Here is a 12,195-nt window from a genome sequence, read left to right as displayed (position 1 = left end):
CGAGTGACTATCGACCCTGAAGTCCGCACGACTGCCGGAGTTGTGCGTGGCAGGTGGGAGAACGCCGTCGCGGTTTTCCGGGGCATCCCCTACGCTCAACCACCGGTCGGCACTCGGCGGTTCGCGGCTCCCGTTCCGGCACAGCCATGGGACGGCCGCCGCGACGCGCTGGAGTTCGGCCCATCGGTTCCCCAAGCAGGTAGCACCGGTGATGGTGCCGGAAACTGCTTGACCCTCAACGTCTGGTCACCTGACCTCGGTGCCGCCGGGCTGCCGGTGATGGTGTGGATCCATGGGGGTGCGTACTTGGAGGGCACCTCCGGTAACCCGCACCACGACGGTGCGACTCTCGCCCGGTCCGGTGTGGTTGTGGTCAACATCAACTACCGCGTCGGTGTCGAAGGCTTCGCCCACATCGGCGGTGCTCCGGACAACCGAGGCATCCTGGACCAGGCCGCCGCGTTGCAGTGGGTACAGGACAACGTCTCCGCGTTCGGCGGTGCTCCGGGCAATGTCACCGTGTTCGGTCAGTCCGCAGGCGCGGGTTGCATTGCGGCGCTGATGACTATGCCGTTGGCCGCTGGGCTGTTTCAGCGGGCGATCGCCCAGAGCATGCCGGGCACCTTCTTCTCTACAAAGCTCGCCGCCGCGATCTCCGCGGAGATCGCAGGGGAACTCGGTGTGCAAGCCACCGTCGACGAGCTGGCGCGGATCTCCCCCGGCGCGCTGATCGACGCAATGGACGCAGTCATCCAGAAGATGCCGGGGCTCGTCGAATCGTGGGGGCCGATGGCGCTGACCCCGACACCGTTTTCGCCCGTGGTGGACGGTGATGTTCTCGCACACGCGCCATGGCACGCGCTCGCCGCTGGCGCCGGGCGAGGCATCGACCTACTGGTGGGACACACTCGCGACGAGTACCGGCTGTTCCTTACCCGGCTCGGCAGCGAGCTGACCGATGAACAATTGACCGCCACACTAGAACGTCTCGGGCCCGCGTCGAACAGCCATGGCGGTTACCGCGCCGCCTACCCCGAGGCCACCCCCGGGCAGCTGTACGAAATGGTCAACGCCGACTGGCTGTTTCGGATGCCGAGCCTGCATCTCGCGGGCGCCCAGCATGCCGGGGGTGGGCGCGCGTGGGCTTACGAACTCTGCTGGAGCTATAACCGGGACGAAGGCGCCTCGCACAGCCTCGACGTCCTCCTGGTGTTCGGCACACTCAGTGCCGACGAGGTGCGCCGCCATCCATCCGCTGTCCCGAACGCCGTAGACGAGGTCGTCCGCGTCGCCCAGCACATGCGCACCCACTGGCTGAACTTCGCGACCACCGGCAACCCCGGCTGGGCGCCCTACGATCCCGGGACCCGATCCACCCGTGTCTACGCCGCCGAGCCGATCACCCAGCTCTACCCGGAGGAACGATCGCGCCGCATCTGGCACACGCACCGGTTCGACACCCTGGACCTACTGCGCCCCGAATAGGGTTGTCCCACTTGCGGATCACTCAGTTCCAGTCGGTGCCGCCATGCGCAGTAGGCCCATACGGATGGCGGCAGCGTTCAGCTTGTGCTGAGCTCACTCGGGAACAATCCGGACCGGCTGGATCGTGTCGCCCGGCGGGTGACGGGCACTCGGTGGGTGTGAACGGAATTGACCAGCCGACTCGATATTGGCCACTCGCGGCGGGTACGTACCGGATCTCCTCCCCGTTCGGACCACGGGCAGATGGGTTCCACTACGGGCTCGATTTCGCGGCGGCCCGTGGCACACCCTTTTACGCGCCTGCGGAGGGGGTGTGCGTGGAGGGTGCGGAGCGGTTCGATGTCCAAGGGTTCGGGCGCTGGGTATGGCTGGATTGTCAGGGGTCGGTCGGCGTGGACATCATTGTCGGCCATGGTGATCCGGCGGTGCGTGGCGGTGAACGGGTGCTTGCCGGGCAGCTGATCGGCCATGTGAACACGCATGGCACATCTACCGGGCCGCACGCCCATGTCGAGGTGTGGACCACGCCGGGACGACTGGGCGGGCGGGCCATCGACCCGGCGGAGTGGTTCGCGGGCGCGCTCGACCCCGGGGACGACGAGGAGGAACTCATGGCACTCACCTTCGTGAATTTCGAAGGCAAGACGGTCGACGCCGCCACCGCACTCGAATGGATCGATCGACGCTGCTACCAGAACGAGATCATGCTGATGGCGATCCTCGATCAGCTGCTCGGACCCGGTGCGGGACGGATCATCCGGGATCGCGCGGGCGAACAGTTGCGGGGTTGGCGTCAGAACGGCGGGCGGTCACTCAACGACCTGACGGCCGCGATCGCCGCACAGGTCGACGTCCCGCGCACCGAGGACACCGCGGCACGACGACCGTAAGGCCCGACGACCGTACGGACGCACGCACGCACGCACGCATCCCTCGGCTGCGGCCAGACCGATCGAGCCAGGCCGCTCGACGGCGACCGGAACCGACGCCGACTCGCGGAGGCCTGCGGGTACCGCGAATTCGACTGCGACAGCAGGAGAATGAATGCGGTCGAGAAACAGGGAGTTGGTCGATGGAAGAGCGCGCCGCGGTCGTCGCGATGCCGGAGTCGGTGCGGACCGAGCTGCGGCGTGGGGTACGCAGTGTCCTCGTGGACGCCGCGGCATTGCGGTTGGTGCGTGAACGCTTCGACGACACCCAGGCGAGCTCGCTGCGCCGCTATCTCGAGGCCTCGCAGTCGGCGAACACATTGCGCGCCTATCGGACCGACTGGATCGCCTGGTCGGCTTGGTGTCTGACGGAAAGTCGGCAGGCGATGCCCGCCGACCCGCTCGACGTCGCCGTCTACCTCGCTGCCGCGGCCGACGCACGCCGCGATACCGGCGAGTGGGCTTTCAGCGCGGCGACGCTGGAACGCAAGTCCGCGGCAATCGCGGCCGTGCACGCCGCCAACGGATTACCCTCCCCCACCCGCTCCGACGTCGTCCGGCTCACGCTGCGCGGTATCCGCCGTACTCGCCGCACCCAGCCGAAACGCAAACGCCCCGTGCTGTTGCACACCCTCGACCAGCTGCTTGCCGGGCTGCCCGATCCCGGCTGGCCCACCGAACCCGCCCGGCGGCGCGACGCGCTGGTCTTGCTGATCGGATTCGCCGGTGCGCTGCGTCGCAGCGAACTCGCCGGGCTGCGCATCGCCGACGTGGACGTGCAACTCGATCACGCCACCGGTGAACCGGTACTGCTGGTGCGGCTACCGTCGACGAAGACCGATCCGACCGGTGTCGCCGAACAACGCGTCGCCCTGCCGCGCGGCCAACGCCCACGCACCTGCCCCGTCTGCGCCTTCGCCGACTGGGTTCGTCTGCTCGAAATCCACGCCGCCGAAGGCACATCGGGTCTACGCGCCCGGCTCGCCGAGGACGCCACCACCGACGCGGACATCCACCGCTGCCACGGCTTCACCGGAACCGCCCTCGCCGAGCAACCGGACCTACCCTTGTGCCCCACCATAAATCGTCACGGTACGGTCGGCGCCGACCCCATGTCCGGCCGCGCCGTCGCCGAACTCGTCAAACGCTACGCCGCCCGCGCGGGCCTGGATCCCGACCTCTTCTCCGGTCACTCCCTGCGCGCCGGTTTCGCCACCCAAGCCGCTCTCGGCGGTGCCAGCGACCGCGAAATCATGCGCCAGGGTCGCTGGTCCAACCCGCGCACCGTGCACGGCTACATCCGCACCGCAAACCCCTTGGAAGACAACGCCGTTACGAAACTGGGTCTCTGACCAGGGATCAGGCGGTCCGCTGGCCGGACCGGAAGCCTGACGTGGCGGGCCGCCGAAACTACGCTCCCCTGATTACTACTGCACTGCGATTGGGGGAATCATGTTCACAGGACGCACGCTATGGCAGTCCCATCGCCCGCTCGCCGCGCCCGCGCTGACGGTGTTCAACAACCGGTTGGTGCTGGTGTGGTCCACGGAGAGCGGCACGATGTATGTCGCGTCGGGCATGGAGACCGACGGTGTCGTCAATGCGAAGCCGCTGCCCGGCGACTTCAGCAGGCAGCGGCCGTCACTGGCTTTTCACGCGCAGACCGGGCTGCTCTATCTCGGCTACTCGGGCACGGACAACCAGCTGTGGCTCGCGTGGTCCCACAATGGCGTCGACTATCCCGACCGCCGTACCTGGCTGGAACCCGTGATCGGTGGTCCGGCGATGATTTCGGATAACGTCACGTTCTCGTTGGCCTACACCGCACAGCGCGAGCAGTTGCTGCAGTTGGTGCGATCGCAGAACCCGCCGTTCAGTTCCTCGGTGGCGAGCCCTGATCCGCCCGAATTCAGCGTGGACACCCCTGGGCTCGTGCTCAACCCCGCCAGGGGCACGCTGCTGGCATGGACGGGCACCGATGCCAGTGGCCTACACCTCAATGCGCGCTACGTCGGTCTCAATGTGCCTCCTACCAGGGCCACCTTCAGCGACGTCCTAGTCGGCGGGCCTAACCTGTGCACCATCGGCGGCCGTTACGTGGCGGCCTACAGTGGGCGCAATACCAACATCTATCTGCTCTTCGACATCGACAATCTGAACGAGGGGCAGGCACAGCGGTGGAAGTTCGCCGACACCAGCCCGTGGCCGCCCGCGGTGGCGACGATCAATGGCATCACCTACGTCGCGTGGTTCGGCACTGACGGCGACAGGAAGCTGAACTTCGCCGACCTCGGTTCGATGCCGACGATCTACCGGGGTGGAAGCGGATAGGTACCCCGCGTCCAGGTATTCGGGCGGTCCCCAGGTCCCGCTCGACCGAGTCGACCCCGCTATCGCGGCTTGTCGGCGCATGCACAGCGACGACCCGGCGAAGTGGGAATGGCGATGGACGCCTTCGCGGCGAATCATGCTGTCGCGGAACCGAATACGACCGGCGCGTTCGTTCGGGAAACCCTCCGCCTACACGCACGCGCCCCCTTCTCGCTCTGGCGCTTCGCCTCCGCCGACATCACACTCGCCGGGTGCGCTTGCCCGCCCGATCCCCGGTGCTGGTCGACATCTAGGGCATCAACACCGACCCGGACAGATCGATCGGCCCAGACCTCACCTTCGACGCTGGCGCGCACTACTGCACCGGCGCGCAACTCGCGCCACTCGAATTGACCGCGGTTGTCGACGTGCTCCGCACCGGTTTTCCCCGACGCGCGTCTCGCGGTGCCATTCACCGAACTCCGCCAGACCGACCTCAGCGGCATCCAGGGCCGCCGATTGCTCACCCTCCCGCGCGGCTGCGCGGCAGGCGGGACATTGCATACCGAAAATCTGCCAGGGTTCGGTGGTGATCTGAAATCTAGCAACGCTAGACAAGCTAGCCGACGAATGTTACCTTTGCTCCAGTTTCTAGCGCTGCTAGATAAGGAGAAGGGAAGTCGAAATGCTCATCGTCACCGGCCAGATCGTTGCCGCCGTGGCCGTTCTCGCCAATGCCATCGTCTATGGCACCGATGTCTGCGGGGCCATGATCACTCGGTCGGTGTACCGCAAGCTCGATGATGCGGCCGTGACCATGAGTGCGGGGTGGGGTCACTATTACGGCGACAAGCGCATGCCGGTTGTCGGCGCGGGCGGTGTGGTCACCGCGGTGCTCACCCTGCTGATCGCACTGTGGGCCGGGCAGTTCGGCGCCGCTGTCGCGGCGGGGATCACGGTGGCGGCACTGCTCACCTGGCTCGCCTTTTACGTCCGCATCGCCAAACCGATCAATACCCAGCAGACCGCCGCTGCGCAGAGCGGCATCATTCCGGCCAATGCCCGTGCGCTGCAGGACAAGTGGGACAGCATTCTGAAGTACCGGGTCACCCTGCAGTTCATTGCCATTGCCGGACTGTGCGCCACGCTGATCCTGTTCTGATCGCCGGGGCACACCTGATATCGAATTCACCGAGGAGTAATCGACATGATCTTCACCAACAATGAACAGCAGTTCCTCGCGCAGGCCGGGATCGGTCGGCTGGCCACGGTGTCACCCGACGGCGTTGTGCAGAACAACCCGACCAGTTATCGGGTGAACGCCGACGGCACGATCGACATCGGGGGCATGCGGATGCGGGCCAGTCGGAAGTACCGCAATGTCGAGGCGGGCAGCCGGGTGTCGTTCGTCGTCGACCAACAGGTTTCCTTGGAGCCGTATGTGATTCGCGGCATCGAGGTACGCGGCACGGCCGAGGCACTCGATGACGAGGAGCCGCCGTTCCCACCCCAGGAACGCGCGGTCATCCGAATTCACCCCGAACGGGTCATCTCCTGGGGCATCGACGGCGGATCCTTCGACTTCACCAGTCGCGGCGTCGAGTAGTCAGGGCTCGTGGATGGACGGGCGCGGCGGCGTGGGTCCGGCGATCATCGCCGGATCGAGGTTCGCCACGCCCGGCTGACTTGGTAGAAGAAGGGCTCCGGATCCTCGGCATTGCGATTGCTGCGGATATGCTGATCTTGTGCAGTCTGCGCCGGCGCCGATGCTGGCCGTCTCCGGGCGGCCACCGGCGGACACCGGTCTGTGGGCGATCGAGATGAAGTGGGACGGTATTCGCGCGATCGGGCGTTCGGCGGGTGGGCAGTGGCGGTTCTACAGTCGGAACAACCGCGACATCAGCGGTTCGTTTCCTGAGTTGACCTCGGCGTTCGGTGAGATTCTGGATGGCAGGGACGTGCTGATCGATGGCGAGATCGTGGCACCGGAGCCGGGCACCGGGGTGCCGTCTTTCCGGCGACTGCAGCGCCGGATGCACGTCGTGCGGCCCGGTGCCGAACTGAGGCGGGAAGTGCCGGTGCAATACCTCGTATTCGATTTGCTCGCCGACAACGGGGAGTCCATCATGGGGCTCCCGTACACCGAACGACGCGCCCGGCTCGACAAATTGGCGATCGACACCCCGCTCGTGCGCACCCCGCCCTACTACGCCGACATCGACGCCACCACCATGCTCGGTGTCGCCCGCGACCACGGCCTCGAGGGCATCATCTCCAAACGCCTCGACTCCAGCTACCAACCCGGTCGCCGTTCCCCCGCGTGGATCAAAACCCCGCTGCGCAGAACCACCGAAGTCGTCGTCGCGGGCTGGCTTCCCGGCAGCGGACGCTTCTCCGGCATCTTCGGCTCCATCGTGATGGGCGCCTACGACCACGCGGGCCGCCTGGTCCATATCGGCAACGTCGGAACCGGCTGGACGATGCGCGACCGCAAAACCCTGCAGCTACGCCTCAACGACATCGCCCGCCCCGACAGCCCCTTCGACATCCCACCACCACGCCCCGTCGCGGTCGCGGCGCACTGGGTAGAACCCGAACTCGTCGCCGACATCGAATTCCGCGAAGCCAGCGCCGAAGGGCTACGCCACCCGAGCTGGCGCGGCCTGCGACCCGACAAGTCGCCGCGGGAAGCGAAAGTGCCCGAAGCGTGACTGGTGCCAGCGTCCTGGCCTGCCCCGATGAAACCTGACCAGCGGCTCAGCCGTCAGACGCAACAATGATGCATCGGGTGCACCGGCAGGAGCGCCGCGCTTGACAGTCGGCGACTACAAAGTAGTCAGCGCCTACACTTTGTGTCATGACAGATACTTTGTATCGATGAGTTTCCGTTCGCGCTCTTATCACCACGGCGACCTGCGCGCGACGCTGTTGCAGCGGGCCGAGGTGACACTGCGCGAATCCGGGGTCGATGGGCTGTCGTTGCGGCAGCTTGCGCGGGATGCCGGGGTCAGTCATGCGGCGCCGAGTCGGCACTTTCGGGACAAACAGGCGCTGCTGGATGCGCTGGCGCTGAGCGGCTTCGAGCGGCTCGCGGAGGTCTACCAGGGTGCCGCGGTGGCGGGGACGTTTGCGGAACGGCTGCATGCGATAGCGCGGACCTATCTGACGTTCGCGATCGAGAATCCGGAGTTGCTCGCAGTGATGTTCGCGCGCAAGCACAGTCCTGATTCGGGCGCGGAGATGGCTGCTGCGGTTGCGAAGGCCTTCGCGGTGCCGATGGCGACGATTGCCGAGGGGCAGGCGCGAGGGGAGGTCGCGGCCGGTGATCCGATGCGGATCGGTATGCCCGCTGTCGCGGCACTGCAAGGTCTCGCCATGTTCGTCGGCTCGGGATTCGTCGCCGCGGATAATTTGGACGAACTGCTGGCCGACACTATTGCCCAGCTCATGGCCGGGCTACGACCTCGCGACTGACGTATCGCAGCCCGATCACCAAGGGGTCAGACGGTGGATGGCACTCGGGTCAACTGCTCGGACAATTCCCACAGCCGACGTGCCTTTTCGGTGTCGCTTGCCGCGGCGGTCCGTCCGACGAGGGTCGGGTGGCCGCGGTATTCGAACAGGCCGTCGGGTCCGACGTAACTTGCCGGCGGTAGGTCCTGGCTGACGGCGTAGAGGATGGGCAGCGCACCGGTGGCCGCGTCCTGTGCAAGCAGTCTGTTGCCGAGGTGCATCACGGTGTCGAGGAGTCGGCTGCCCGAATGGCTCTGCAGGTTCGTCGCGGCCCAGCCGGGGTGCGCACTGTGCGCGCGTAGCGATCCGGTTGCCGTCAGCCGTCGCTGCAGTTCGAGGGTGAACAGGAGATTGGCGAGTTTGGACTGGGCGTACGCGCCCGCCGCACTGTATTTGCGGGTTTCCCAATTGAGGTCGTCCAGGTCGATGGTGCCGCGGCGGTGGGCCTGCGAGGACACGGTGACCACGCGGTCGGTGATATGCGGCAACAGCAGCTTCGTCAGCGCGAAGTGGCCCAAATGGTTTGTGCCGATCTGGCTTTCGAAGCCGTCCTTCGTCCGCCCCTCGGGGACGAGCATGATGCCCGCGTTGTTCACCAGGACGTCGATATCGCCGGTCCATTCGTCGGCGAAACGCCGGATCGAGGTCAGGTCGGCGAGGTCGAGGGCGCGGACTTCGGTGTCGCCCGCGATCTGTCCGGCGACCTCGCGGCCGCGCGCGACGTCTCGCACGGCGAGTACGACATGGGCGCCCGCGCGGGCGAGTTCCCGGGTGACCACCAGGCCCAGTCCGCTGTTGGCACCGGTGACGACGACTCGGCGCCCGGCAAAGGAAGGAAGATCGCTCGATGTCCATCTGGTATCGGCCATACTCGCCAATGTAGGCGTTGCCTACAAAGTAGTCAACGACAACATTGATCGCCGCACTCGACCGGCTCAGCCGTCGGTTCTCGCTCGCGCGTCATACCGGGATTGTTGCACCTCGACGACATAAGGCTTCGTCGTTTCGGTAGAGAACGTCCGACAATGCCGCGGGGTCGGCGGCGCGGCGAGATCGACTGTGCTACATCCCATCCCACGATGGGGCGCTACACGGTTAGGCGGGGGCGACTCTCAGGTGGGCACTTCGTAGCAGGTGGCGATCGCGGCGGCGCGGTCGCGCAGGGAGGTGCGTAACCACTGCGGGGCCAGCGCTTCCGCGTTCGTGGCGAGTTGCCACAGTGCCCACTCCGCGTGTCTGGGATCTTGGAAGGTCACCTCGAGCCGCAGCCAGCCGTCCGCGTCGGTTTCTTCGGCGCGGACGGCCAGCGCGGTGCCCACTAGTTCCTCGCGTCGTGCCGGGTTCACCCGTACCAACACGGTGACTTGGTCGCCGCCGGTCCGGAACTGCGTGCTGCGTTCCTGCCAGGCCCGGTCCAGATCGACCCGGTCTGGTCGCTGTGCGGGTTCGGGAAGTTCCTCGGCGGCCACGATCCGCGACAGCCGGTAGGTGCGGTCCGCGCCGGAGCTCGTGGCCAGCAAGTAGCCCTGGCCGCGCACGGTGACCAGACCGATCGGGTCCACCGTGCGCCACTTCGGGGCCTGGTTCACTGCCGCGTAGTGAATGCGCAGCTTGTGTCCGGCGAGCACTGCGCGCCGGACCTCGGTCACGATGGCGTCGGGTTCCTCCGCGGCGGGCAGGCGACGCGAGAGGAGATCGGTCTCCGGGTCGATGAGCAATCGCTGGGCCGCGCCGGTCGCGGTGGCCCGATAGCTTTCGGGTAGCGCATCGACAACCTTGCGCATGGCCGAAGCGAGCGCCGAGCCGAGGCCGAATGCCTGTGCGCCGCGCCGTGATCCGGCGACCAGCAGGGCGAGCGCCTCGTCGTGATTCAGTCCGGTGAGCTCGGTCTGGAAACCGGGCAACAGTGCGAAACCGCCGTGCCTGCCGCGTTCGGCGTAGACCGGGACGCCGGCGGTGGACAGCGCCTCGATGTCGCGCAGCACGGTACGGGTGGATACCTCCAGTTCGCGGGCCAGCTCGGTCGCGGACAGCCGACCGTGCCGGCGCAGCAGCAGTACCAGCGAGACCAATCGATCGGCGCGCATACGAAAACCTTTGCATAAATACACGACACAAGATGTCGTGATTCGTTGAGAGCCTTATCAGTATGACGAACAAGAAAGTGGCCACTGAGCCGAACGACCTGGGTAGGTACTTCATCGAACGCGCCAACGCGGGCGATGTCGAGGGACTGGTGGCGTTGTACGAGCCGGACGCCGTACTGGCGTTCCCACCGGGGAACCTCGCGACGGGGCATGCGGAGATCCGCAAGGTGTACGAGCAGTTCGTCGCGGCCGCGCCGGTGCTCTCGCCGGGTAAGCAGCATCCGGCGCTGGTGAGCGGCGACGTGGCACTGACCGCGTCCACACTGCCCAACGGCGAGGTGGTCGTCGAGATCGCCCGTCGCCAGCCGGACGGATCGTGGTTGTGGGCCGCGGACCAGCCAGCACTCGTGCCGTAGCGGGGCGGCGGTGGGCCGGTGCGACCGAGCCCACCGCCGTGCGGGGGCGGGGTGACGTGCGGCGGCAGGTAGACGTGCGGTGCCCGCGCCACGCCGATTTCGGTGGGCGCCTCGTACATCGGTTTGGCGTCCCGCTACGCCACCGAGTCGGCCGGGTGCTGCGATGAGGCGCATCGCGACGATCGGCGTCTACGGTTTCACGGTCGACTCCTTCGTCGAGAAGCTCACCGGCGGCGGCGTGGGGTTGCTGCTCGACCTCCGCCAGCGCCGCGGCGTTCGGGGTCCCGACTACTCCTGGGCGAACTCGGCGCGGCTGCAGCGCGCGCTGGCCGAGGCGGACATCGGCTATCGGCACGTCAAGGAGCTGGCGCCGACGACCGAACTGCGACAGCTCCAGTACCGCGAGGACGACCGCCAGGGCGTAGGCAAGCGCAACCGCATCGTGCTGGCGCCCGAGTATGCCGAGCGCTACGCCCGTGAAATCCTCGATCCGTTCGACCTCGGCGCGCTGGTGGCCGAGCTTCCGGACGACTCGGCGACCGCCCTTTTCTGCGTCGAGCGCGATCCGGAGGCATGCCACCGCCGCATCGTGGCCGAGCGCCTGCGGGCCGAGCACGGCCTGCCGATCACGCATCTCCGTCCGGCCTGAGCCATGCCCGTCACCGGCGTTCGTGGGTCTCCCCAAGCGGCTGGATTCTGTTCAGCGCCTGGCCAATTCGGCGGCGATTGAGCCGCTGGCCGCGACATCGCGAAACATCAAGGCGCACACCTTATTCGCAAGTCTTCGTGGCGAGGCTGCGCACGATGAGGTCGGTCAGCGCGGCGGCCGCGTCGTCGCGAGTGACCCGCTCCAGGTTGAGCTCGGTACCGATCGCCTCAGCCGCCCCGATCAGGCCGACGCAGCGCAGCCGTAGCGCTTCGGTCGTGAGGTCGGCGTGCGGCCGCAGCGCGGCCACCATTGCGTCCAGATAGCTGTCGAACATGGCGTGATGGATCGCTTCTGTTTCCGGATTGCCTTTCAGCGCAGCGGAAATGGCGTTGAACTCCGGCATGTCGACGGCGCAGGCAAAGTATGCGGCACTGATGACCTCGGCGATGTCCTCGAGCGTGTTCGCAGCCTCCGACAACGCCTTTGCCGAGGCGGCTCGGTGGGCTTCGTAGAGCCGCTGGTATAGCGCGAGGAGCAGGCTGGGGCGGTTGGCGAAGTGGTCGTAGACGATCGGCCTGCTGACTCCGGCAGCTTCGGAGAGGGTGGGCAGGGTCAGTCCGTCGGCGCCTTCGGTGCGCACGATCGTGATGGCGGTGTCGAGCAGTTGCTCCCGCCTGGCCTGCTTGGACAACCGGCTCGGTGTGGTGGTCATGTCCCTCCTTGCGATGTCGGCTCAGTTTAGCTACAAAGAGTAGGTTACAAAAAGTAGGTTATCGGCGAACGCTACGAGAGACGAGGAAATGACC

The 12,195-nt window shown here is 66.7% G+C and carries 13 protein-coding genes; 10 read left to right on the top strand and 3 right to left on the bottom strand.

The features are described 5' to 3' along the window. Positions 1 to 3: 3 nt before the first annotated feature. The 8 genes from ACFK0J_RS20245 to ACFK0J_RS20210 all read left to right on the top strand — a co-directional run bounded on the left by ACFK0J_RS20245 (position 4) and on the right by ACFK0J_RS20210 (position 8,198). Positions 4 to 1,485 (top strand): carboxylesterase/lipase family protein, encoded by a 1,482-nt coding sequence (locus ACFK0J_RS20245; RefSeq protein ID WP_378729492.1) that lies wholly within the window; start codon positions 4 to 6, stop codon positions 1,483 to 1,485. 35 nt (positions 1,486 to 1,520) lie between these two features. After that, positions 1,521 to 2,375: a M23 family metallopeptidase gene (locus tag ACFK0J_RS20240; protein WP_378742940.1), complete on the top strand. Its 855-nt coding sequence runs from the start codon at positions 1,521 to 1,523 to the stop codon at positions 2,373 to 2,375. 182 nt (positions 2,376 to 2,557) lie between these two features. Continuing rightward, the gene (locus ACFK0J_RS20235) at positions 2,558 to 3,766 is read left to right on the top strand and encodes a site-specific integrase (RefSeq protein WP_378729490.1); all 1,209 of its coding nucleotides are present in this window, start codon (positions 2,558 to 2,560) and stop codon (positions 3,764 to 3,766) included. A 100-nt stretch (positions 3,767 to 3,866) separates the two neighbouring features. Next, positions 3,867 to 4,745: a hypothetical protein gene (locus ACFK0J_RS20230; RefSeq protein WP_378729488.1), complete on the top strand. Its 879-nt coding sequence runs from the start codon at positions 3,867 to 3,869 to the stop codon at positions 4,743 to 4,745. Positions 4,746 to 5,409: 664 nt separating this feature from the next. Continuing rightward, positions 5,410 to 5,886, top strand: a complete 477-nt coding sequence (locus tag ACFK0J_RS20225) for a DUF1772 domain-containing protein (RefSeq protein ID WP_378729486.1) — start codon at positions 5,410 to 5,412, stop codon at positions 5,884 to 5,886. 45 nt (positions 5,887 to 5,931) lie between these two features. Beyond that, a complete protein-coding gene (locus ACFK0J_RS20220; protein WP_378729484.1) occupies positions 5,932 to 6,330 on the top strand; it encodes a PPOX class F420-dependent oxidoreductase in 399 nt (132 codons plus the stop codon). 160 nt (positions 6,331 to 6,490) lie between these two features. After that, a complete protein-coding gene (locus ACFK0J_RS20215; RefSeq protein ID WP_378742938.1) occupies positions 6,491 to 7,435 on the top strand; it encodes an ATP-dependent DNA ligase in 945 nt (314 codons plus the stop codon). Positions 7,436 to 7,601: 166 nt separating this feature from the next. Continuing rightward, positions 7,602 to 8,198: a TetR/AcrR family transcriptional regulator gene (locus ACFK0J_RS20210; protein WP_378729482.1), complete on the top strand. Its 597-nt coding sequence runs from the start codon at positions 7,602 to 7,604 to the stop codon at positions 8,196 to 8,198. A 26-nt stretch (positions 8,199 to 8,224) separates the two neighbouring features. On the opposite strand, the gene ACFK0J_RS20205 is transcribed toward ACFK0J_RS20210, so the two are convergent. Both ACFK0J_RS20205 and ACFK0J_RS20200 read right to left on the bottom strand, forming a co-directional pair. After that, complete coding sequence (locus ACFK0J_RS20205) at positions 8,225 to 9,106, bottom strand: oxidoreductase (RefSeq protein WP_378729480.1); 882 nt, start codon at positions 9,104 to 9,106, stop codon at positions 8,225 to 8,227. Between the two features lie 243 nt (positions 9,107 to 9,349). Beyond that, complete coding sequence (locus ACFK0J_RS20200; protein ID WP_378729478.1) at positions 9,350 to 10,324, bottom strand: helix-turn-helix transcriptional regulator; 975 nt, start codon at positions 10,322 to 10,324, stop codon at positions 9,350 to 9,352. 62 nt (positions 10,325 to 10,386) lie between these two features. Here ACFK0J_RS20200 and ACFK0J_RS20195 point away from each other — a divergent pair, with 62 nt between their 5' ends. Then, positions 10,387 to 10,740 carry a YybH family protein gene (locus tag ACFK0J_RS20195; RefSeq protein WP_378729476.1) on the top strand — a complete coding sequence of 118 codons (354 nt, stop codon included), beginning with the start codon at positions 10,387 to 10,389 and terminating at the stop codon, positions 10,738 to 10,740. A gap of 163 nt (positions 10,741 to 10,903) precedes the next feature. Further along, complete coding sequence (locus tag ACFK0J_RS20190) at positions 10,904 to 11,389, top strand: DUF488 family protein (protein ID WP_378729474.1); 486 nt, start codon at positions 10,904 to 10,906, stop codon at positions 11,387 to 11,389. Between the two features lie 121 nt (positions 11,390 to 11,510). On the opposite strand, the gene ACFK0J_RS20185 is transcribed toward ACFK0J_RS20190, so the two are convergent. Further along, positions 11,511 to 12,101 carry a TetR/AcrR family transcriptional regulator gene (locus ACFK0J_RS20185; protein WP_378729472.1) on the bottom strand — a complete coding sequence of 197 codons (591 nt, stop codon included), beginning with the start codon at positions 12,099 to 12,101 and terminating at the stop codon, positions 11,511 to 11,513. Between the last annotated feature and the right edge of the window lie 94 nt (positions 12,102 to 12,195).

The organism is Nocardia brasiliensis (assembly GCF_042691675.1).
GTDB classification, from domain to species: Bacteria; Actinomycetota; Actinomycetes; order Mycobacteriales; family Mycobacteriaceae; genus Nocardia; species Nocardia brasiliensis_D.
Note: the sequence above shows the minus strand (reverse complement) of the source record. Positions and strands in the feature narration are given on the sequence as shown.

Excerpts from the sequence above, each read along its gene's own strand:
- ACFK0J_RS20235 (WP_378729490.1), top strand. The coding sequence starts at position 2,558 with ATGGAAGAGCGCGCCGCGGTCGTCGCGATGCCGGAGTCGGTGCGGACC.
- ACFK0J_RS20230 (WP_378729488.1), top strand. The coding sequence starts at position 3,867 with ATGTTCACAGGACGCACGCTATGGCAGTCCCATCGCCCGCTCGCCGCG.
- ACFK0J_RS20225 (WP_378729486.1), top strand. The coding sequence starts at position 5,410 with ATGCTCATCGTCACCGGCCAGATCGTTGCCGCCGTGGCCGTTCTCGCC.
- ACFK0J_RS20220 (WP_378729484.1), top strand. The coding sequence starts at position 5,932 with ATGATCTTCACCAACAATGAACAGCAGTTCCTCGCGCAGGCCGGGATC.
- ACFK0J_RS20215 (WP_378742938.1), top strand. The coding sequence starts at position 6,491 with ATGCTGGCCGTCTCCGGGCGGCCACCGGCGGACACCGGTCTGTGGGCG.
- ACFK0J_RS20210 (WP_378729482.1), top strand. The coding sequence starts at position 7,602 with ATGAGTTTCCGTTCGCGCTCTTATCACCACGGCGACCTGCGCGCGACG.
- ACFK0J_RS20205 (WP_378729480.1), bottom strand. The coding sequence starts at position 9,106 with ATGGCCGATACCAGATGGACATCGAGCGATCTTCCTTCCTTTGCCGGG.
- ACFK0J_RS20200 (WP_378729478.1), bottom strand. The coding sequence starts at position 10,324 with ATGCGCGCCGATCGATTGGTCTCGCTGGTACTGCTGCTGCGCCGGCAC.
- ACFK0J_RS20195 (WP_378729476.1), top strand. The coding sequence starts at position 10,387 with ATGACGAACAAGAAAGTGGCCACTGAGCCGAACGACCTGGGTAGGTAC.
- ACFK0J_RS20190 (WP_378729474.1), top strand. The coding sequence starts at position 10,904 with ATGAGGCGCATCGCGACGATCGGCGTCTACGGTTTCACGGTCGACTCC.
- ACFK0J_RS20185 (WP_378729472.1), bottom strand. The coding sequence starts at position 12,101 with ATGACCACCACACCGAGCCGGTTGTCCAAGCAGGCCAGGCGGGAGCAA.